A 20,281-nucleotide genomic window follows, 5' to 3' on the forward strand; every position below is an offset into this window, starting at 1 on the left:
TTCAGTTGCAATTAATCCTGGCTGAAGCGTAATTATAGTTGCAGTTAATCCTGGTTTGAAAATCTCTTGATTGCAGGTTTGAGCGATTAGTATTGCAGGTCGTTACAGTTATGAGGAACTGACCAGTCTTATCCCATAAAGTTTCGCCTACCTTTTCGCCTGTTTTTTCCAAAGCCTTAGTCGCAATGACAGTCGCAATGGCGATCGCACCAGCAGTTAATGGTTCCATGTACTACCTCGTCAGCGCAGCCTTCTATTTATACCACATGGTTTTGAGTGTGAATTCCGTAGTTACACGTATGGGCTAATTCGTGTAATGCTGACACAGTTGTTTGAAATCACGTTTCAACAGCAAATTTTTACCGCCGTCTAGAGTTAGGATCTGTCCCTAAATTTTTCTCAACCCGTTGAAGCTTGGTATTAGTCCAGCCAGTCTGCTTCAAAATCTTCTGTAGAGACTCAGTAGTTTCAACAGGGGTGGGTATTGGGGTAATGTGTGAATAAAACCAAAACAGAATAAAAAATGTAACGGGAGAGACAAGCCAGATAATAAAAGCTCTACCCCAACCTCTAGCGACTGATTCCGCGTCTTTTTGGTTCAATAGAGAAATCTTCGCCTGAATCTCGTTCAATTGTTCTTGCAACGGTTGGCTCAATGTCTCTGGTTGCCTTGGGGAGGTATTGTTCAAATTCTCGGAGAGTTTGGTTAAGCTCGTCAATTGCTTGAGCTGTTGCTGCGACGTTAGATTTAATGCGCTCAAGGCTGTCCCTAGCTGACTGCAACTGTTCGCTAGATTTTTGATGTTCTCCGTGTGGTCGGCTTGAATCTTCAATTGCTCCGCCGTCAGTTGACTCCATTCGTTTAACTCATCTTGTAAATTTTCAAATAATAATTTCCAATCATTGGGTGCAGTTTCTGTCAACTGCGCCAAATAACCGATGTACTGCACTAACCTAAAAGCTGGGTCATCCTGTTTCATCCCAGAATCCATAGCAAACCGCAGCACTTTCGCTTGAAATTCTGGCGGCTTTTCTGACAGCAACCTATCTAAATGAGATACTCCGCCATTACCGTTACCATTTGCGATCGCCATTACTCTAGCCCCAATTGCACAGCAGCCTTAGCAAACTCAGTTTCAACCGTATCAATCCAGCCATAAACTCTCGATTGATTACTCAAACTGAAATCTTCATGCTCTAACGCTTCCCTGAACGTTAGATCCTTCGAGTCAATCAAATCAAAAATATCGTCATATAACTCAGGCAATAAAAGTTCAATTGCCCCCAATGCTTCTACAGATTGTTTCACCTTAGAATTGTTGTAGCGAGTAAATTTGTGTTCATCACCCCAGTAAAGATTTTTCACAACCACATAATCAACACGGTCGCCACAGAAATCTACCAGCCGTTTTAACTGCAAAACACTATCCTTTACCCGACCCAAAACCGATACCATAGTGATGCGATAACCCAAACGCTGGGCATTCTGAAAAAGAAAAATATCCTTCGCCACCGACTCAAAATACTCAGCAGCCCCAGCAGGCAAATCCACCAGAGAAACTTTAGGAGAAAGACGCTTCAAATCATCCTGCAAAGCATCAGCACCACCGCGCTGATTAAGTTTCAACCCTGACACCCCAGGAGCCACCTTATTGTAATGCCGATAAAGCTGAGGATTCGACTGGTCACATTCGTAAGCAATACAGTTAATATTTCTGTGACGATAAATATCAAGCAGAATTCGAGCAACGACACTTTTACCAGTCCCGCCCTTATCACCAGTGACCAAAACTAATCGCCCAACAGTTTTTGGCTCATTATTCGGTTTTTGGTCAGCCGAATCAGTCGATTCTTTTGCTTTAACTACCATTTATAAATCCTCATCTGATATCAATTGAGGCACAAAAGCAGGGCGAGAGGAATTTTGATACTCACTGCCGTTACTATCAGAGATTTTTTGAGCCGTTTTAGTGTTTGTTGAGTTTGTTGAGTTTGATGAAGCGGATTTTGATTTTGCTTGTGATTTCGACTCAGGTTTTTTGGCAGATTGAGTATTGCTTCGTGTTCTGTCAGAATTCTCGCTCTGAAGAGGCTCATCAATAACTGGAGTATTGCTATCCTCAAGACTCGGAGTAGAAGAAGGCTTTTTGCGCGTAGACCTTTTAATATCGTTAAGTAAATAACGGATACGTTCGGGACTGATATTGATATCCAAAGGGGCTAAAGTTTTAGACACTTCCTCGTAGCTATAGCCCAGACGAAGTACCCGTTCAATTTGACGGCGCATTTTTCTAATAGCCTCTCGTGCCGGAATATCATCTAATTCCTTAGCATTTAAAGCCCGTAAAGCATCAAGAGCCTCTGGAATCTTCGACTTAGGAATATTATCTTTAGTCACAAAGAGTAAAAACCCAATTAATGTCTATGTTTAAAACTTTACTTTCCCTTGAAGCATCTATCTAAAGACAGGTAATTATCAATGCAACAAATAGTTAAGAGACAGCAACAGATATTAACGTAAATGATTGAAGAGTGATTAGTAATAACGTGTAAGATAACGAGAAAACAGTTAATCAAAAATAAATCACACAGTTATCAGTAAGAATTGACCATGCCTAAGAAGCGCGTGATGAGTAGCTCGTTTTCGTAGCAGTAGCCGCACTTCTTTCTGCTGTGTCCCCACGCTGGCAGTTGCCCCCATCCTTCCCTCTCCCGCCCGCGTCTGGTTTGGAGCAAGCCATGCCTACCCCTGCGGGGTGCCGTCGCTGCGCTCGGCTCGGCAGGCTTGCCAAAGGGGGAGGTATCCCCGCTTTGGAAACCCCCTCAAAGAGTTGCCCATCATTTGGTTTGACTTATGCCTAAGCGTTCTTCTCAGTCACTCATCCGCACCAAAATGTTGCAAGCGCGATTCAGCCCAATTGAGTATGAAATGATTCGCTCGAAAGCAGAAGATGCGAGCATGAGCTTGGCAGAGTTGACAAGACGTTGTGTATTACTGCGGCCAATCCCACCACCACCGCCGCGACTGGGCAGAGTTACCGTTGCCACTTACCTAGAACTTTCTCGCATCGGCAACAATATCAACCAACTGGCCAAAGCCACCAACACTGCCATTAAAATGCAGCTGCCACCACCGGCATCGCCAGAACTATTACAAGAACTTCTAGAACTGCTACGACACTGCCAACGAGAAATAGCCAATACCTTCATCGAAGAATCGGAGGAGGAAACAGATGATTGGCAACCAGACTAAAGGGCGAGGATTCCGCGGACTACTGGACTATCTCGAAAAGCAAGAAGATGCCAAACTCATTGGTGGCAACATGGGTGGCAACGATGCCATAGCACTGGCCAGAGAATTTAAAATTTCCCGACAACTAAACCCAGAAGGCGACAGAGTAGTGTACCACGCATCACTGTCACTACCACACGGCGAGCGGCTAGACGATGCAACCTGGAACGAAATCGCCAACCGCTACCTTGAAGAGATGGGATTTGACAGCAACCAGTATGTAGTCTACAGACACAGCAACACTGAACATGACCACGTACATATTTGCGCCAGCCGCATTCGTTTAGATAACGGGAAGATTGTACATGATGGCTGGGATTACAAACGCAGTGAAACTATTATTCGGCAGCTTGAAAAAGATTATGGCTTACAACAAACCCCCAGCAGCCATGAGAAATTATCGCGCAACCCAAGTATTGGGCAACAAAGACGCTTAGAAAGAGAACAACAAGAATACATTAGTGGCGATCGCCCAACACCTCAAGAACGCCCCATCAAACAACAGCTTCAGGAGCTAATCGACCGCGCCACCGCAGATAACCCGACAATGCCCCAACTGATTGAACGGCTCCAAATAGAAGGTGTGAAAGTTCGCCACGGTCTAACACGCAATGGTAAAAGTAAGGGCATCTCATACTCATGGAAAGACCAGCAGTTTAGCGGCACACATTTGGGAGCAGCTTATACATTCCCCGGATTGCAGAAACACAAAGGAGTTAACTACCAACCAAAACGCGACGACGCACGCATTATTTCACTGCTGTTAAATCCTGCCAAACCAACACAACAGTCAAAACCAGTTGAATCATTTAAATCTAAGGAGCATCAAGAGAACGCTGAACAAGAACCTCAAAATCAACCTGAACTGAACCACTGGCAGCAGAGATATCAACAGCTATCACTGACTCTGAAGCTAACAGCACTGTCACCCAACGACCGGGATAGAAAAATCATTTGCCATTTAATCAACCAAGAACAATCAGTTCAAGATATCAAAGACATCATCAAAAATGGTTCAATACAGCGCACCCAATCAGAATTCAAACAGTTAGTGGAATTGGCAATAGATGAGTCAGAGAAACAAGAACAAAAGCCCATTCGACGCGGATTGAGCAGATAAATCAACCACCAAAAAAACTGAGAGGCATTTCCATGAGCTCTAGCCCAGACCATCCTCAACCAAAACGCACCTCTGCCCAAAAACAAGAGCAAGAACCAGATTTAACAATTGAGCAGTTAAGACTCATCCAGCAGCAGTCAACGGTTAACCAACAGAACAACCAGCTTCAATCACAAAAACCTGACCCCGAAACCGATAAACGAACCGACCCTCAAGAACTCAACAAACACGCTAACTCTCCCAAGCTGGGCAAAGAATTTGGATACCTCCCAGCTTCTTATTATTTAGAACCTGCTTCAGAGCAGATTCCCGGCTTAGGAGACAAGGGAAAGAACATCACCCCAGCAGGTTTAGCAGTATTCGGCCGACTAGGGCTTGACCTCACAAAATCAGACCCAGCCCCAGAACGCCCCACATTAGATTCGAGGCTGGCAGCAATTCGCGCTCAACGCGACTCCTTGAGTACACCCCCAACACCAGAACCAGAACAAATAAAGCAGGGGAGTAAAGAAGCAGAGAACCAAGAGAAAAACTTGGATGAAAATCTCCCCTTAAACTCAACACTCCTACAGCCCAGCAGTCCAGATGCAGAAACCCACCAGGAGCGCGTTGACCCCTCAAAGATGACCTTAGACGAACGCATCGCACATAACAGGGCGAAAAGTGCAACACCAGAACAATCCAAACAAATTAATCAAGACTTAAATCGGTAAGAGCAAATGTTTGGTCAAAATCAACAACCTGACCCATCAGCTTTAGTAGGCTTGGGCATAGCATTTTTCTTCGGTGCTGTAGCTTACGGTATAGCTAAAATCAGCGGGCCTATTTTCCCTATGATGCTCTGTGGTATCTATGTATCGTCGGTTGCTACTAGTAAAGAACTGGCATTAAAAATTGGTCTAGGGATATCCGCAATTGAACTGCTACTCACACCTTTTGTAGGTTGGCAGAACTTTTGGAGCTACAACTTAATTTTGGGCTTAGTGCTTGCGGTGATTCCAGAAAGATTGGTGTCGGGAGTTGTGCGCGGTTCCCAACTGCAAACACCAAAACAGCTACAGAAACAACTGCGTCACAAAGAACAAGTGATGCAAAGAAAGCAGCAAACGCCACCGCCGACACTTCCCAAATTAGAAATTGCAGATATTCAACTACCAGACGACCTAGCGCCATTATCATTTCTGTTCTTGGGTTCCCCCGGTTCCGGCAAGACCCAAGCCATTTTAAAAATGCTTGACATTATGCGCCAGCGCCCAGACTACCGCGTTATCTGCTTGGACAGGTCAGGCGAAATTTTGGAAAAATTCAGCGATCGCAATACCCTAATCTACAACCCCAGAGACAGCAGAACAGTTCACTGGAGCCACCGCAGCGAAGGGATTGATTTTGAAACTATAGCCGCTGGTTTAATTCCTCCCAACCCAGATGCCAAAGATCCGTTTTGGAATGAAGCCGCCAAAGGGTTGTTGTCTGATTTGTACGCCCAAACATATAACAACGCTGAAGTTTGGGAGATGATGGCCAAAAGACCCTTGCAAGATTTAAAAGACTTACTGACTGGGACATTAAGCGCCACTTACCTAGAAGCAGAAAACACAGCCGCAGGCATTAAAAGTTCAGCCATTAACTATCTGCGATTCTATAAAGTCCTAGCTGACAATCAAGCCACAGCTAACTTTTCTTGGAGTCGATGGGGAAGAGAAGATGATCCGCGCTGGATATTCTTACCGATATTTGAAAATGAGGCTGAACTCTTTAAACCTCTGTACACAATGGCATTTTCATTAATGCTCAGGGGACTGTTGAGCAATGAGAACCACCACATCAAAACCGTGATTTGCATTGACGAACTCTCAGCACTGGGTAAGCTGGTTGGTTTAGAGCGTTTATTAGCAGAGGGGCGGAAGTTCTCAGGTATCGGAATGCTCGGTACTCAACTTACAGGACAGATAGCCAACATTTACGGGGAGTACGGGATGCAAACCATCCTCCAGGGCTGTTGCACCAAACTCATCCTTAATTGCCGGGATTACAACACGGCTGAATTATGCTCCAAATTGATTGGTGGACAGGAACGCTTAGAAACGACTCAAGGCAGAAGTAGTAACAGCTGGTTCAGTGAAACACGTTCTGTTAATCAGCAAATACGAGAAACTTTTGCTGTACTACCCAGTGAGTTGCAAGCACTGCCACCCCTGGAAGGATATTTATTAATTGCTGATGGTACAAAACCAGCAAGAGTCAAAGTAACCCCAACAGACTATGCTCCCAAAGCTCCGAGATTTGTAGATGCTGCTATTTGACAATTGAGAGGGTGCAAATGATGTTTATGTCTCGTGGTCTTTTAGCCAAAGCTTGTATCTTGGGCTTGTTAGTTGGGTCGTTGACTGAACTACCCAAAAATTATGCAAATTCCCGTCAATCCAAAATCGAACATTTATTGTCACAGACTGATAGTAAACGCCAATCCTCACCAGCAGTAAGAGCAACAGCCGAGAATGAACTGCTAAGAGAGGCTAATATTAGTGACAACAATGAGGCGATCGCTATTTATCAGCAGATGCTTAAAGTTAATCCCAATTCTGCCAAAGCACATTTTCTCTTGGCTAAAATTCAACTACTTAATTGGTTCTATCAGCAAAGAAAGCAGCCAGTAGGAGCTAAACTCAAGCAGACAGGGTTGAACCATTTAAAAACAGCCACATATTTGTATCAAAGGCAAGGAGATACTGTAACGGCGGCACAGTTGCAAAAAGTATACAGTCAGGTGGAACAGGAAATAGACCCAAGACAATGGCTATTTCCAGAATGGCACTACATTAATGTTCAGCTTTCAACGCAGTAAGAACTTAAACGTTAAGACCAATGAAATGAAGCAAAACGCTACATTTTAAATATCCAAGCTTGACAAAGTATTACGGGTGTAAATTATGCAGCTAGAGGCAATAACTGACAAAGTGGTTGAAACTGACACTCTTGAAAGGCAGTCGCTACTTGTCGGAAAACCCAATAGCTCAAACTTAGTTTCAGTCAACCGAACTGGGGAGCCAATTCATCAACACAGTGGCTTATTGCCGACCCCCATAGTGACGGCGGGTGCTGCTCAATCTGCATCAATTAAATTGCGGGACTATCAACAACTTGCTATTGCCCAAGTTTACGCTTTTTTTCGCAAAGGCATCAAAGCCGTTCTGCTTTACGCACCCACAGGAGCAGGCAAAACAGTACTGGCAGCAAAAATGATTGTTGATGCAGTCAAAAAAGGTCGCCGAGTCCTGTTCCTTGTCCATAGAGCCAAACTCGTAAAGCAGACAGTCAAAACTCTACTTACTCAGGGAATTGAGCCGAGTGTCATTTGGGCTGGATGGGACGAACTGCCAGACTACTCTTCTCTAGTACAAGTGGCAATGGTACAGACTTTACAGAATCGAGAACTACCACCTGATATCGGCTTAGTCATTGCCGACGAAGTGCATACTACAGCTTTTTACAAGTTGTATAGTGAAAAAGTAGTACCCACCTATGGCGGCAAGATACTAGCTCTATCTAAATGCTTTTTTGTAGGGTTGTCCGCATCACCTTGGCGCACCAAAGCTACAGAAGGATATTGCCATCTATTTCAAGCACTCGTCCGCGCACCATATCCCCAGGAACTGATCGACATGGGATACTTGGTACGCAGTAGGCAGTTTGGCTATGATGGGCTAATCGATTTTAAAAAGCTCGACACTGGCGGCAATGGCGACTTTACCCAAAAATCAATGGAAAGTGTCTGCACTCCAGTTTACAACCGTGAAGTAGTCAAGCGTTATCAAGAAATTTGTCCAGAACGCAAAGCCATCGTATTCTGCGCTGGTGTCAACCAAGCTTTAGATATCACCGCCAAATTTCGTGCTAGTGGGATAACTGCTGAGTGCATCATTGAAGCAACACCAGAAAAAGAACGGGATGCCATCTTTGAAAGATTTCAGGATGGTACCACACATATTCTCATATCAGTCAATGTCCTTTGTGAGGGTTTTGACGAACCCACCGTTGAAGCTGTTCTGCTGGCCAGACCCACCAAAAGCCGCGCCTTATTAGTGCAAATGTGCGGTAGGGGACTGAGGCTATCACAAGGCAAGGAGAATTGCTATTTTCTCGACTTTGCCGAGAATTTTAAACGCCTGGGACTGCACACCAAACGATTTACAACTCCTTTGTGTCCCAGAGGCTCAAAGGAAACTGTTAAAGAAGAAGAGTCAATAGAACTAAAAACCTGCCCGAATTGTGGTGAAATTATTCCAGCAATGCTTGGGGTCTGTCCCAATTGTGGTTACATATTTCCTAAAAAAATCAAAATTGCCCCACCACCTAGACCTTTTGGTGAAATCCTCAGTCCCGAACAGGAGAAACAAGCCAAGTACCTGCGTAAGTACCTTTACAATGCCTACTGGAAGGAAAAACAAGGAATATTAGAAATAGAAGCGAATTTCAGTAAGCGATTTAAGTACCAGATACCTAACTCTTGGTGCATGGATGCTATATTCCAGGGCGATACTAAGTTGATGCTCTATCATCAACAGCTTTATATACGATTTTTACGTCAAGAGTGCAGTCATAAAGACGATCGCTTGAGCAATGAGTGGATTAGGCTGATGATGTATCGGGAATTTGGCGACAAATCAAATCCAGATTATCAGCCTTGGTGGTCAATTTTGGGGCTGAGTAAGCCAATAAAGGATGTTGAGGAAATCAAATTCCTTTACCGCAACAAGTGTGAATATTACGCCAACACAACCTATGGGCGAGATATGTTAGAGTTGCTTTCTTTAGCGATGTGTGAAGCACTCGACAGGGAAATTAGACCAGGAGTTGTTGTTACCTGGATTAAATGTCCTGGCTATTTGGAATGGATGCAGCCTTTTAGAGTGATACGTGTAGATGTCCATGAGGAGCAGGCTGAAATTGAGGGTATACATCACAAAGTACCAATCAGTCAACTGTCGGCTGCTTAAGAAAGCATTGCGGCTGCCTCTGGATACTGCCCAAAACGTTTTGGGCAATTTTTATTACAGCTAAGTTCCAGGTTGAAAACAAAACACAACTATCAAATTCGTTAGGTTAATGCTCACTAAAGATGCCGTTCACTCTGACTGAGAATCTGTCTGTTCAAAATCCTTTTCATCTGTAACTAAGGCTTCCAGCCTTTTCAAGAGTGTCTGCACTTGTTTCCATTTTTTGGGGTTTTCCCAAACTTTTGACTGCGTAATGCGACGGGTAATAGTTTGAATTGTGGCTTGCGGCGACTCGGAATCTGTTGCAGGTTGTAGTGCTTTAACTCGCTCTCGAATTTCACTAAAAGATAAATCGGCGGCTATCGCTTCTTCTAACAGATTATGTCTCTGTTGTTGATCTTTGACTCTGGCAATCAGTTGAGCTTTGGTGTAAGCGATTTTCCCGGCTCGGAGTGCTGATAAAATCTCTGCTGGCAACTTCAGCAGTGGCAGACGACTAGAGACAAAAGATTCCCAACTTAGCTTTCCTAATTCCTCAAAAACTGCCATTATTGTCTGTCCTTGTTCATTGCCCAAAACGTTTTGGGCAACTTTCCCTTTGGCTTCATGTTGCATCCGGTAAAGTAGATTAGGGACATCGGCTACTGGCACAGAAAGCCGGATAGCCAGCAGTTGCAATATGCCTTCTGTCTCTTCTACTGGATTGAGGTCTTCACGTAGCAAGTTTTCTACCAGAGCAAGCGAGAGTGCTTGTTCAGCCGTGAGTTCACGAATAGTAACAGGAACTTCCTTGAGTCCAGCCGCGATAGCTGCTCTATAGCGTCTTTCTCCTGCTACCAACTCGTACTGATTTTCTTGGTTAGGAAGGGGACGGACAAGTAGGTTCTCTAAAACTCCGTGAGTTTTGATAGATTGAATTAGCTGCTCGGTCTTCACCGGGTCGAAGTAACGGCGAGGTTGGCTATCAGGTAAAGAGATAGAGTCAATTGGCAACATAGAAGGCTCTGTCAAGGGTAGTTCCGCACCCATCAACACACTGATGTCAGCTTTGGCTTTGTAAGGTTGCTCTGTTTTGCGGGGTCGGGCCATTATAATTGCTCCATTTTTTCTGCTATCTTGTCTAATATTTTGAGAACTGGATGCTTGGGATCGTAGACAGCTAAGGGTACTTGTTGTTCAGAAGCATCTACAAAAGCTGTAGCCCTGGGAATTGGATCGTAAACGGGGGCAATGTCAGAAAATTGTTCTGAGATAGCTTTGAGGGTGCGTTGGTCTTGGGAGTTAGAAGCAGCATAGCGAGAAGGAATGAACCCAGCTATTTTTAAGTGGCGATTTCCCCTTTTTTTTACTTGGGCTATAGTTTGCAGCAATAGATTTGTTCCCTGGAAAGCCTTGTAGTGGGTTTCAATGGGAATGAGCAAGTGAGAGGCAGCGACAAGGCTGCTATAACTTAACAGCCCTAAACTGGGTGGGCAGTCGATGAGGATAAAGTCGTAGCCATTGCGAATTGGCTCAATAGCCTCTTTCAACCGGACTTCACGAAAATCCATGTTAACGAGTTGAATTTCAGCGACGCTGAGGTTGATATTAGTAGGAGCTATATCCATACCATGCTGTTTTGGCTGGATGAATAGTGGTTCCTCATTTATAAGTGCATCAAAAGGAGTTTTGTCTAATTTTTCTGGGTCAAGACCCATAAAAGAAGTTAGGGAAGCCTGGGGGTCAAGGTCAATGAGAAGAACTTTGTGACCCCGTAACAGCACTTGATAGCCCAGGTTCATGGTCAGGGTCGTTTTACCAACCCCTCCTGCTTGATTGAAGAATGCGATGACCCGACTCATTTAATTACTGGTACTCTGCATCTAATTTGATTGCCAGCATAACCTAAATGAGTGAAACTGGTACTTTTATACTCTCAGTTGGTGTCACAATCCTTGTATAGCAAGGTTATTGAGAGCCAATGCTGCTCAGGCGTATTGCCCTGTCGTGGCTATAAGGATTGAATATTTTTTTACTAAAGCAGAAATTACAAAAAATAATAGTATATATCTTGATTTTTTTATCTATTAATGATATGTTACTTTTCTGAATTTAATAGTATTTTTGTACTAAAAATCATGAACAGTCAAAACATTATTGAATATAAAGGGTATTCTATACAAATCGGACGAACACCAGTAGATAAGATGACTGGTGAGCAATATTGGACTTTCAGTATAGGGTATCCGCCGAGATATGTGCAAAATGGGACACGTTGTAAAGTTTTGTAAAGCTAAGTGCCAAAAACCTTGATTTACCGTGGTTTCAGCCTCAGCCAAAACTTGGCTATTCAAATGAAGACATTCCCTAAGAGGGTCATTTTTGGGCAAGTGTCAGGGACAAAAAGAGGTGAAAGCTTGGTTTTATCGTGCAAAAGTTTGATTTGCCCATTATCATTTTTGGGCAAGTTAGTAAATTAACAAGGGATTATTTGCAATATTTATTTACAACGTGTCTCTTTTTGCACGTATCTCGGCGGCTACCCTAGTTCGCGCGATGGTACGCAAATGGTTCTAAAACCCAGGTTTTTGACCCGTGAAAAAAATTTTGACTTGAAAACAGTTCTAAGATAGTTCGCAAATGGTTCGCGCGTTAGTTCGTAAATGGTTCCAAAATGGTTGGATGCCATTTGAGGAGATTTTGACTTAAATAAGTGCTGTACACACAGATTTAGTTATTAAAAGTTCATTGATGACTAGTATTGTCCTCGCAACCTACCAGGCATACCATTCCAAATACTATCGATTCCTAAAACACCATCATGATTATGATATATTTTATTTAAAGGAAGTACAGTTTCTTTCCATCTTCCGTTTACTTTTCGACAAGTCGCGTATAAGACAGCGTTTCTATTTAAGCGTATATTGTAACAGCTACGAGAGAAATTACCATAACCTTTAAAAACATCCCAAGTTAAACGACCATCTTCATTCCAAATACTCTCATCTAAATTTACTGATGTTCTAGTATATTCTTTATTAAATGTTCTACAATCAGCAAATAATCTTACGTGACGCATTTTATTATTATCTGAGAGACTAATATTTTTACAAGTAGCCATAAAATTATCTTTCCAAGCTATAGCTTTATTATTCAAAGAATTGAAAATTATAACTACTAAAAATATTACAAATGTAGTACTTAACTGTACTAAAAGTAATTTTGTTTTTTTCATTATCTACAATCCTCACTCTCATTATTTGATAGTTATGGGGTTTAAATACCCAATTATCAGACCCTACAGTTTGCCAATACTTTTGATAACTCCATCGGGAAGATTTATTGGGGTGACGATGTTCTGCCTATGCTTTTAGCTGGCTGAATAATGTTGTATCAGCCTGGTTAAATATGCGTTTACTAACGACACCTGAGTAGTAGTTTGTCCATCCACGGATGACGGGATTTAAATGAGCGATTAAATCAGATTGTGGTACTGACTTATGCCCATCAATCAATTTACCTATCTTCTGCTTACTGTAGGCAATTTGCTTGACTTTGTCGCTAGTCTTTCTCTCAGTTTTACAACTAGGATGACTGCCAGGTTTTGACTACACTAAGTCGATGGGGACTCGACCCTAACTATTGGTCAGGTAATACTAACTATTTGGTATGGAGCCGGATCTGATGCTATTGGCGAAAGTGTTACAAACGCATAAACAAAAGTGTTACAACTAAAAGCCACAACCACAGATTGAAGGTTTGAACTTACGTTGTACTTGAAAATACAAATATGTATTGCATTCGCCAACAGTATTTACGCTATATCTATGCCTGTTGGACTGTTACGTGCAAAGTTTTTACAGAGTGATGATGCCGCGCTTCAGAGCTAAGATAACGGCTTCAGTCCGATCATTCACCTGTAACTTTGAAAGAATATTATTGACGTGAAACTTGACTGTACCTTCACTGATTCCCAAGACCTCTGCAATTCCTTGATTCGTCCGACCTGTTGCGATCAAGCGCACTACTTCGCGTTCTCGTTCACTCAAAGTTGGCAGGTTCATGCGTTGAAAGAACTTGGTGCTGATTTTGGGTGGAATGAAGGACTCTCCAGAGTGAACGGCGCGGACGCAGTTGAGCAAGTCCTGATGTGGCGCATCTTTAAGCAAATAGGCTTTTGCTCCAGCATGGAGTCCGCGATAAATATCTTCTTCGCTGTCATAAGTCGTTAAAATCACCAACTTTGCCGTGGGAAATCGTTGGCGAATGGCGATGATCACTCCTACTCCATCTACTTTTGGCATTCGTAGATCAATTAAGGTGACATCTGGTTGCAGTTGGGTGAACAGATCAATTGCTTCTTGTCCATCACTGGCTTGCCCAACCACCACAATGTTTTCTTCTGGGTGAATTTCCAGGATAGCTGCAAGTCCTGTACGCACAACTGGATGGTCATCAGCAATCAGCACGCGGATTAGGGGATTCTGATTCATCACGACCTCCGAATCGGAGCATTGCTCTTAGCAGACAGTGGCGCAGTAATAAGAACCATTGTTCCACAACCTGGTTGACTGGTGAGGGTGAATTCCCCGTTGATACAGTCAGCCCGCTCTTGCATACTTATCAGCCCAAAGCCGTGTCCTCGAACAGCCATTGGCTCAAATCCCTGCCCATCGTCGCGCACGCATAATTCGACTTTTTGAGTGCCAAACGTTAATTCAATTTGAATCGTGCTGGCTTGAGCATGAGTGAGGGCATTATTGATGGCTTCTTGAGCAATTCGCAATAAATGAGTTTCCACCTCTGGCGTGATCGCACATTCTATCCCCTGAATTTGTAGGTGAATTTGAATCAAGGTGTTATGAATCAGGGCTTGTAATAGCTGTTCCAATGCACTCCGCAAGTTGTTGTTCTCTAGAGCTTGCGGGCGCAACGACCAAACCGAGCGCCGGGCTTCGACTAACCCAGCCCGTGCCAAATCTTGTGCTTGAGTCAGGAGCGGCTGTAGGGGTGCATCTTGAGGGGTGATCATTTTTGCTGCTTCAAGATTTACAACCACACCAGTAAATGCTTGGGCAAGAACATCATGGATCTCCCGTGCCATACGGTTGCGTTCTTCTAAGATGGCAGACTGTTTTGCTTGGATCGCCGCTTGCTTCTCCTGTTCTGCCTGCAACAAAGCTTTCTCTTGTTGCTGACGTTCAATTGCGGCTGTAATACTATCGGCGGCAATTCTCAGAATGGCAATTTCGGCTGTATCAAATAATCGAGGCGCTCCGCAGTTATCAAAACTAATCACACCCCAACAGTCCTCCTGCATCATAATTGGAACAAGTAGCATTGAAGTGTTGCCTTGCCCGACAAACACATCACGAACAGGGGGTTGTAAATCAGCGATTAAAACATTAACAATCTCTCCATACAAAATCTGAACACCCAAGTCAGCAAATATCTCTGTGGGCAGGCCTAGTTCTAAATCAGGCGTACATTCGATTGACGTGGAGACTCCTGGCTGACACCATTCCGCCACGGCCCTAACCATACGTTTTCCTGACGCTGGAACAATCAGTATTTGTGAAAGACCACACCGATGGCTCCCCACTGTTTCGCCTAATAGCCGCACTACATGAGGTAGCACGGAAGTGTAATCGGACGCTTGCAACAACAAATTTGCTACTTGCGCGATTGTCTCCAGGAGTTTGATCTGTTTAGTAGCAGCATGATCACGCTCTTGCTGTAATTTCTGCTGTGCTGCCAATAAATCAGAAAAGTTAGTCCTAATTTTGACAATTTCTCGTACCACTTCTGCTTTGTCTCTAATCGGGAAGTAATGCCCCTTACCGTAAATTAATTGGCCACTGTCAGAAATTCTGGAACTATCGTAGTAAGTTGGTTTTTCAATCACTGTTTCCCCTACTATTGTTCGCAACAGGTTAGGTAACGGCCATTTTCGACAAGCAGAGCATTGGTAAAAATTGAGCAAACTTGCTGATTTAACTGCTATAATTCCTAAGTAATCTGAGTTTTTACTCTCTAAGTTTTCTTTTCGGTCATTCATATTTTTTGGCATTCTTATTTAATTAAGATTTATTTTCTCATTTTTTCTCCTGATTTTATTGTCAATAAGTTCAAATAGCCACAATTTACAAAATCTCTAATATTAACTTTTGTTGGAGAATCCTAACCTAAAAAGTTGAGATAACGAAATGATTCAGCAATTATTTATTTGCTGAATTATGATGATTAATTATGCTGTATTTAAGCTTTTAAAGCTAATTCATAATTATAGATTCCGGCAATCAGATTAGACCTTAAGCCAAATTTGTAATGGCGATTTCGGTATTGATTAGATAAAATATTGAAGATTTTTAGCCGACGGTTAACGTGTTCAAAGACAATTCTTAATTGGATGCCTAAGGCAGGAAGTCACCCCAATACGGTTCGGTTAAGCTCAAAAGCAGGTAGACTGAGAGTTGTTACCCAAGTGTACTGATGTTGAATGCAACTCAAAGAATTCTCACTGATCTCGTCAGCAATTGAGTCGGGTACAGTACTCAAAGCTTTAGAAACAGCTATACCAGCAAAGGCAATTACGCAAGCGATCGCAGACACACACAGTAATGAAGAAAGGAAGCGAGCTTTACCAACACCTAAGCGTGATTTGTTTGGTGGTAGCAATGAGCTTGTGGTTAAAAGCATCAATGAGAACAGTGTTGAAAAATCTGGTAGATGGGTTGAGTGAAGTGGGGATAAGTATGCTTTGAATCATAATATGAGAAAAATTTTGAACCATAAATTAGAAAAAAGTTAACGAAATTTCAGGCTTTTGCGCCAATCACAAAATTAAACTTTGCATTCATACATGAGAGAGAGTTGAAATTCTGAAGTATAACTAGAGAATGAGTTGGGGTCATCGTGCCGAAACGGGAAAATCGCACGCTAAGAAATTTAGATAATCGCCTCAATTATTGCCCAGACTGAATTACAGCTTCTTAAATTTGAAAATTTTTGATTTTTTAGGTTTAAAGCTCTGAAGTGGCATTGATCATTGCCAAAAGAACTATTTATGGATAAGTTTTTGACCTGAAGTAGTCTGAAAAGTTGATTCTACCGTACCCAGATTCACAGCACCCAAGCATCGTTTATGAGCAAGTTAGTTTTAAAACCTAGTTCTGCCCCAATATTCAAAAAAAATCAATCAATTAGCGTCTGTAAGTCAAGCATAGTAAGGATTTGAGAGTCTGAAAGTATTCCTTAACGTACAATTTTCCCAAAATGGGTGCGATACGATGGCGCACGAAGGGCTGGAAGCCCCTATATACAAAGCTTCCAGAAGATGAGTGAGGAACCGATTCCTCCAGTCTAGTGTCCAAGGCTGTTCCTAACATTCCCATGCGCCACTGATAACGGTGGTGTGTGAAGCGGAAAGTAAAGCCCAAGGAAGCATTTAGCCTAAAAATGTAACCGGGCAAAGGAAAGATTGGATGGGTGAATGTAAATGAATCCTTATTGAGGCATCGTAAGAAAAGGTCATCGAAAAGGCTGACACGGTGATACGAGTGAATGTACTGAATACCTCAGAAATACTCAGTCAAGGTTCAACTCCCCATTTTAGTTGAACTGGGACACCAAACACTCCGGTGTAGAGAGGACACCCTACCCAATTACATCTCATCCGTGCGTAACGTAGTAACCCCAATGAAGTCTGGGATTTACCCAGTAAGCAACCCGTAAGGGAAGCCTAATTCTTCAGTGGGTCAAGGATGCTTCCAAAAGCGAAAGCCACCAGCCGAAAGGTTCGGGGAATCCATAACCCGGTGGATAAGACAGATGTCTAACCTGAAAGGGTGCTGACGGGAAGCAGGTGAGTCAACCAATATCCGTTGTAATGATTTCAAACCGAGGTGTAAGTTAGATGCAGGCAACTGTAAACCGAACCAAGGGACAGACTGATTGGAATTGTGTTAATTGGCGCAAAGCTAATCGGATTGTTCGGAATTTGAGACAGCGAATCTTTAGGGCAAAAACTGAGGGCAAACTGAAAAAGGTACGCTCTCTCCAGAAACTGATGCTACGCAGCTATTCTAATCGCCTAGTTAGCGTTAGAAAAGTGACGCAGTATAACAGAGGTCGAAACACACCAGGAATAGATAAAGTAGTAGTCAAAACTGCTACAGCCAGGGGTCAGTTAGTAGATAAATTAACTGATTATTCCCCCTGGAAATCATCACCAGCACGACGAATTTACATCCCAAAAGCTAATGGAAAGAAACGACCTTTAGGAATTCCAGTAATACAAGACCGTACCATCCAGGCAATGGTTAAAAATGCCTTAGAACCCGAATGGGAAGCAATTTTTGAAAGGTCAAGTTACGGTTTCCGACCAGGACGTAGCCCCCATGATGCCATTGAAAGTATCTATAACCTCGCACGTCCGAATAAACGGAAGAAATGGGTGGTAGATGCAGACATTCAAGGATGTTTTGACAACATCTCACATAATTTTCTGTTAGAGCTTTTAACAGGCTTTCCAGCCCGTGAATTAATTAAACAGTGGCTACTAGCAGGATATATGGAAGCAGGTTCATGGCATCCAACAGATGCTGGTACACCGCAAGGGTCTGTTGTCAGTCCGTTGTTAGCAAATATAGCTTTGCACGGTATGGAATCTGCCTTGGGAGTTAAATATAATAAAGACGGAGAACTCCGTGCATCTAGAGCTTTGGTGAGGTTCGCCGATGATTTTGTGGTATTCTGTGAAACACTTGAAGATGCAAAAACTGTTCTTCAAATCCTGAATAACTGGATGCAAGCTAGAGGGCTTACCCTCTCTCAGGAGAAAACCAAAATATCGCATCTCACAGAAGGGTTTGACTTTTTGGGTTTCAATATCAGACACTACAAAGACCAAACTACTAAAACTGGATGGAAGCTGTTAATCAAACCTAGTAAAAAGTCTGTGCTAAATATTCGGAGTAAACTGCGTTCTGAATGGCTTAACTGTAAAGGTAAGTCAACAGATGCAGTCATTAAAAAGCTCAACCCGATTATTCGGGGACAAGCGAATTACTTCCGAATTGGGGTATCCTCAAAAATTTTCAATTCTCTTGACCACTGGTTATATGAGAAACAGAAAATGTATGCCAAACGCACTCATCGCAATAAATCTGATAGCTGGTGTAAGGCTAAATACTGGGGATATCTAAATCTTGATAGACCATTTGACCGATGGGTTTTTGGTAATAAACAAACCGGAGCCTATATGTTGAAATTTACTTACTTCAAGATTAAAAGGCACATTCTTGTTAAAGGTAAATCATCACCCGATGACCCCAAATTAAGGGACTACTGGATTAAACGGCAAGAAGCTAAAACTAAATCCGAATTAATCAAAAGTAGGCAGAAGATAGCCCAAAGGCAACAATATGTCTGTCCTGTCTGCGGGGAATCGCTATTAAATGATGAAGAGTTACATCTTCATCATAAAAAGCCAAAATCCCAGGGTGGTGGTGATAATTACGGCAACCTACAACTCGTACATCTGTACTGCCATCAGCAAATACATTCTGGAACAATTTGTAGTTTATGACTTGCTTGAGCCGGATGCGTTGCAAGGCGCAAGTCCGGTTCTGAGGGGGCGGGATTATAGCGATATAGTCCTGCTACCCGACCACGATGACCCCTGACAGCATAGCTAAACTAGCCGCTGCGCCTAACACCTGTTCGTCAGTCACTTCCAAGTATCTCTGCAACTGCTCCAAATTCCGATGCCCCGAAATTTCCTGAATAACTCTCAACGGTATGCCAGCGTTACTCATCTGGGTGAGCGCGGTACGCCTGAAGCTGTGACTACTCACGCCAATTATCCCAGCTTGTTTGCAAGCTCCTCTCAAAATCCTAGCGGCTGAGTCTTCGCTGATGTGTCCATCACTGCGACCGGGGAACAAATAAATCTCTCCGGCCAGTGGGTAGTATTCAACCAGTAACCGCCGTAAGTCTTCAATCACTGGGATTGACCTAGTAGCCAGCTTCCCCTTCGTGTTTGCTTTCCGAATCACCAGCCGGGGTCTGACATTGCCCTTGGGTGTGTAGATGTCTTGGGTGAACAGGGTACAGCATTCACGGATACGGCAAGCGCTAAACAGGCAGACACCGAACAAAGCGCGATCGCGGTCATTGTCTAAGCCATCACTGAAAATTAGCTGTATCTCTGACTGAGTAAGAACCTTAGCGCGTCCGTACCGATTGATTTTCATTACAAGACTGTTGACCCTGTGATCCACAGCCTACAACCATTTGACCGTAATTAGTGGTGAGTTAAGCGATATCGACACAATCAGTAGTTAGTTTTCGATCGTCACGACGTGCCACCCTTGAAAACGACCTCAGAAAATAAATCATCGACCCCGACCCCGTGCCGACAGGTAAGGGGTTTTTCACTAATTGTTACAATAGGCGAGATGGCTTCTATTTTATAGTCCTTTGAAAGAGATAGTTGGGATTAACATTATGCATGAAGTTTCAAAGCCGACTATAGAGCAAGCACAGAAACATGCTCAACAATCAATTGAGCATAGTAAACAGATACAAGAGTTGGCTAAGAGTTTAGAAACAAATGACCAAATAGAGCCGGAAGAAAAAGAACGTATCAAAGCGTTTGCAGAAACCATGCACGAACACGCGCAGCAATTTCAAGATTTGGTGGACAGACTAACAGAAGATCCTTCAACAGAGTTGTATTCAGAAGCAATAACCGAGCATATTAGGCTATATTAAGCGCAATCTTGAAAAGTGTAGTATACATATATTATGTATTTATTTTTTGGGAAAAACGCATGAATATGCGTACCTAAACTGGTATCAAAGGCGGCTAAATATACTCAAGCTTTACAC

20 protein-coding genes and 1 pseudogene are annotated in these 20,281 nt (G+C 43.0%); 9 read left to right on the top strand and 12 right to left on the bottom strand.

Translation table 11 applies throughout. The features are described 5' to 3' along the window. Position 1 precedes the first annotated feature (1 nt). The 4 genes from H6H03_RS32530 to H6H03_RS32545 all read right to left on the bottom strand — a co-directional run bounded on the left by H6H03_RS32530 (position 2) and on the right by H6H03_RS32545 (position 2,398). Positions 2–229, bottom strand: coding sequence for a hypothetical protein (locus H6H03_RS32530; protein ID WP_190959205.1), 228 nt, complete (start codon positions 227–229; stop codon positions 2–4). A 130-nt stretch (positions 230–359) separates the two neighbouring features. Continuing rightward, positions 360–1,094, bottom strand: coding sequence for a DUF6753 family protein (locus H6H03_RS32535; protein ID WP_190959165.1), 735 nt, complete (start codon positions 1,092–1,094; stop codon positions 360–362). Beyond that, complete coding sequence (locus tag H6H03_RS32540) at positions 1,094–1,870, bottom strand: hypothetical protein (protein ID WP_190959166.1); 777 nt, start codon at positions 1,868–1,870, stop codon at positions 1,094–1,096. The genes H6H03_RS32535 and H6H03_RS32540 overlap by 1 nt, the downstream gene beginning before the upstream one ends. Beyond that, positions 1,871–2,398: a hypothetical protein gene (locus H6H03_RS32545; protein ID WP_199339168.1), complete on the bottom strand. Its 528-nt coding sequence runs from the start codon at positions 2,396–2,398 to the stop codon at positions 1,871–1,873. Positions 2,399–2,854: 456 nt separating this feature from the next. Between H6H03_RS32545 and H6H03_RS32550 the strand changes: the two genes are divergently transcribed. The 6 genes from H6H03_RS32550 (at position 2,855) to H6H03_RS32575 (ending at position 9,409) form a co-directional block, all read left to right on the top strand. Then, positions 2,855–3,253 (top strand): plasmid mobilization protein, encoded by a 399-nt coding sequence (locus tag H6H03_RS32550; protein ID WP_242058098.1) that lies wholly within the window; start codon positions 2,855–2,857, stop codon positions 3,251–3,253. After that, positions 3,234–4,412: a relaxase/mobilization nuclease domain-containing protein gene (locus tag H6H03_RS32555; RefSeq protein ID WP_190959167.1), complete on the top strand. Its 1,179-nt coding sequence runs from the start codon at positions 3,234–3,236 to the stop codon at positions 4,410–4,412. Before H6H03_RS32550 ends, H6H03_RS32555 begins: the two co-directional genes overlap by 20 nt. 32 nt (positions 4,413–4,444) lie before the next feature. Then, positions 4,445–5,125 carry a hypothetical protein gene (locus H6H03_RS32560; protein ID WP_190959168.1) on the top strand — a complete coding sequence of 227 codons (681 nt, stop codon included), beginning with the start codon at positions 4,445–4,447 and terminating at the stop codon, positions 5,123–5,125. 6 nt (positions 5,126–5,131) lie between these two features. Then, positions 5,132–6,715: a type IV secretion system DNA-binding domain-containing protein gene (locus H6H03_RS32565; RefSeq protein WP_242058099.1), complete on the top strand. Its 1,584-nt coding sequence runs from the start codon at positions 5,132–5,134 to the stop codon at positions 6,713–6,715. Positions 6,716–6,741: 26 nt separating this feature from the next. After that, positions 6,742–7,257, top strand: a complete 516-nt coding sequence (locus H6H03_RS32570; RefSeq protein WP_190959169.1) for a hypothetical protein — start codon at positions 6,742–6,744, stop codon at positions 7,255–7,257. A gap of 85 nt (positions 7,258–7,342) precedes the next feature. Further along, positions 7,343–9,409: a DEAD/DEAH box helicase gene (locus H6H03_RS32575; RefSeq protein WP_190959170.1), complete on the top strand. Its 2,067-nt coding sequence runs from the start codon at positions 7,343–7,345 to the stop codon at positions 9,407–9,409. A 129-nt stretch (positions 9,410–9,538) separates the two neighbouring features. Here H6H03_RS32575 and H6H03_RS32580 read toward each other — a convergent pair whose 3' ends face one another. From H6H03_RS32580 to H6H03_RS32610, 7 genes and pseudogenes are all read right to left on the bottom strand, one after another. Continuing rightward, positions 9,539–10,498, bottom strand: coding sequence for a ParB/RepB/Spo0J family partition protein (locus H6H03_RS32580; protein WP_190959171.1), 960 nt, complete (start codon positions 10,496–10,498; stop codon positions 9,539–9,541). Continuing rightward, positions 10,498–11,250 carry a ParA family protein gene (locus H6H03_RS32585; protein WP_190959172.1) on the bottom strand — a complete coding sequence of 251 codons (753 nt, stop codon included), beginning with the start codon at positions 11,248–11,250 and terminating at the stop codon, positions 10,498–10,500. Before H6H03_RS32585 ends, H6H03_RS32580 begins: the two co-directional genes overlap by 1 nt. An 893-nt stretch (positions 11,251–12,143) precedes the next feature. Then, positions 12,144–12,623, bottom strand: coding sequence for a mannose-binding lectin (locus H6H03_RS32590; RefSeq protein ID WP_190959173.1), 480 nt, complete (start codon positions 12,621–12,623; stop codon positions 12,144–12,146). Between the two features lie 127 nt (positions 12,624–12,750). Then, a complete protein-coding gene (locus tag H6H03_RS32595; RefSeq protein ID WP_190959200.1) occupies positions 12,751–12,933 on the bottom strand; it encodes a group II intron maturase-specific domain-containing protein in 183 nt (60 codons plus the stop codon). Between the two features lie 312 nt (positions 12,934–13,245). Further along, positions 13,246–13,881 (bottom strand): response regulator, encoded by a 636-nt coding sequence (locus H6H03_RS32600; RefSeq protein WP_190959174.1) that lies wholly within the window; start codon positions 13,879–13,881, stop codon positions 13,246–13,248. Beyond that, on the bottom strand, positions 13,881–15,446 hold the full coding sequence (locus tag H6H03_RS32605; RefSeq protein WP_190959175.1) for a GAF domain-containing sensor histidine kinase: 1,566 nt from the start codon (positions 15,444–15,446) through the stop codon (positions 13,881–13,883). Before H6H03_RS32605 ends, H6H03_RS32600 begins: the two co-directional genes overlap by 1 nt. A 200-nt stretch (positions 15,447–15,646) precedes the next feature. Next, positions 15,647–15,796, bottom strand: a pseudogene (locus tag H6H03_RS32610) (IS5/IS1182 family transposase); the annotation flags it as partial. A gap of 91 nt (positions 15,797–15,887) precedes the next feature. On the opposite strand from H6H03_RS32610, the gene H6H03_RS32615 reads away from it, so the two are divergent. After that, a complete protein-coding gene (locus H6H03_RS32615) occupies positions 15,888–16,130 on the top strand; it encodes a hypothetical protein (RefSeq protein WP_390842912.1) in 243 nt (80 codons plus the stop codon). Positions 16,131–17,303: 1,173 nt separating this feature from the next. Continuing rightward, complete coding sequence (gene ltrA, locus H6H03_RS32620) at positions 17,304–18,977, top strand: group II intron reverse transcriptase/maturase (RefSeq protein ID WP_190959176.1); 1,674 nt, start codon at positions 17,304–17,306, stop codon at positions 18,975–18,977. A gap of 73 nt (positions 18,978–19,050) precedes the next feature. On the opposite strand, the gene H6H03_RS32625 is transcribed toward ltrA, so the two are convergent. Then, positions 19,051–19,644, bottom strand: a complete 594-nt coding sequence (locus tag H6H03_RS32625) for a tyrosine-type recombinase/integrase (RefSeq protein WP_190959177.1) — start codon at positions 19,642–19,644, stop codon at positions 19,051–19,053. 253 nt (positions 19,645–19,897) lie between these two features. Here H6H03_RS32625 and H6H03_RS32630 point away from each other — a divergent pair, with 253 nt between their 5' ends. Next, the gene (locus H6H03_RS32630; protein WP_190959178.1) at positions 19,898–20,164 is read left to right on the top strand and encodes a hypothetical protein; all 267 of its coding nucleotides are present in this window, start codon (positions 19,898–19,900) and stop codon (positions 20,162–20,164) included. Positions 20,165–20,281 lie beyond the last annotated feature (117 nt).

The sequence above is a fragment of the Nostoc paludosum FACHB-159 genome (assembly GCF_014698835.1).
GTDB lineage: Bacteria > Cyanobacteriota > Cyanobacteriia > Cyanobacteriales > Nostocaceae > Nostoc > Nostoc paludosum.

What these genes read in the sequence shown, in the direction of transcription:
- H6H03_RS32570 (WP_190959169.1), top strand. Translation starts at nt 6,742, where the DNA reads ATGTCTCGTGGTCTTTTAGCCAAAGCTTGTATCTTGGGCTTGTTAGTT.
- H6H03_RS32555 (WP_190959167.1), top strand. Translation starts at nt 3,234, where the DNA reads ATGATTGGCAACCAGACTAAAGGGCGAGGATTCCGCGGACTACTGGAC.
- H6H03_RS32625 (WP_190959177.1), bottom strand. Translation starts at nt 19,644, where the DNA reads ATGAAAATCAATCGGTACGGACGCGCTAAGGTTCTTACTCAGTCAGAG.
- H6H03_RS32540 (WP_190959166.1), bottom strand. Translation starts at nt 1,870, where the DNA reads ATGGTAGTTAAAGCAAAAGAATCGACTGATTCGGCTGACCAAAAACCG.
- H6H03_RS32530 (WP_190959205.1), bottom strand. Translation starts at nt 229, where the DNA reads ATGGAACCATTAACTGCTGGTGCGATCGCCATTGCGACTGTCATTGCG.
- H6H03_RS32605 (WP_190959175.1), bottom strand. Translation starts at nt 15,446, where the DNA reads ATGAATGACCGAAAAGAAAACTTAGAGAGTAAAAACTCAGATTACTTA.
- H6H03_RS32600 (WP_190959174.1), bottom strand. Translation starts at nt 13,881, where the DNA reads ATGAATCAGAATCCCCTAATCCGCGTGCTGATTGCTGATGACCATCCA.
- H6H03_RS32630 (WP_190959178.1), top strand. Translation starts at nt 19,898, where the DNA reads ATGCATGAAGTTTCAAAGCCGACTATAGAGCAAGCACAGAAACATGCT.
- ltrA (WP_190959176.1), top strand. Translation starts at nt 17,304, where the DNA reads ATGCAGGCAACTGTAAACCGAACCAAGGGACAGACTGATTGGAATTGT.
- H6H03_RS32585 (WP_190959172.1), bottom strand. Translation starts at nt 11,250, where the DNA reads ATGAGTCGGGTCATCGCATTCTTCAATCAAGCAGGAGGGGTTGGTAAA.
- H6H03_RS32535 (WP_190959165.1), bottom strand. Translation starts at nt 1,094, where the DNA reads ATGGCGATCGCAAATGGTAACGGTAATGGCGGAGTATCTCATTTAGAT.
- H6H03_RS32565 (WP_242058099.1), top strand. Translation starts at nt 5,132, where the DNA reads ATGTTTGGTCAAAATCAACAACCTGACCCATCAGCTTTAGTAGGCTTG.
- H6H03_RS32575 (WP_190959170.1), top strand. Translation starts at nt 7,343, where the DNA reads ATGCAGCTAGAGGCAATAACTGACAAAGTGGTTGAAACTGACACTCTT.
- H6H03_RS32615 (WP_390842912.1), top strand. Translation starts at nt 15,888, where the DNA reads ATGCAACTCAAAGAATTCTCACTGATCTCGTCAGCAATTGAGTCGGGT.
- H6H03_RS32550 (WP_242058098.1), top strand. Translation starts at nt 2,855, where the DNA reads ATGCCTAAGCGTTCTTCTCAGTCACTCATCCGCACCAAAATGTTGCAA.
- H6H03_RS32580 (WP_190959171.1), bottom strand. Translation starts at nt 10,498, where the DNA reads ATGGCCCGACCCCGCAAAACAGAGCAACCTTACAAAGCCAAAGCTGAC.
- H6H03_RS32560 (WP_190959168.1), top strand. Translation starts at nt 4,445, where the DNA reads ATGAGCTCTAGCCCAGACCATCCTCAACCAAAACGCACCTCTGCCCAA.
- H6H03_RS32590 (WP_190959173.1), bottom strand. Translation starts at nt 12,623, where the DNA reads ATGAAAAAAACAAAATTACTTTTAGTACAGTTAAGTACTACATTTGTA.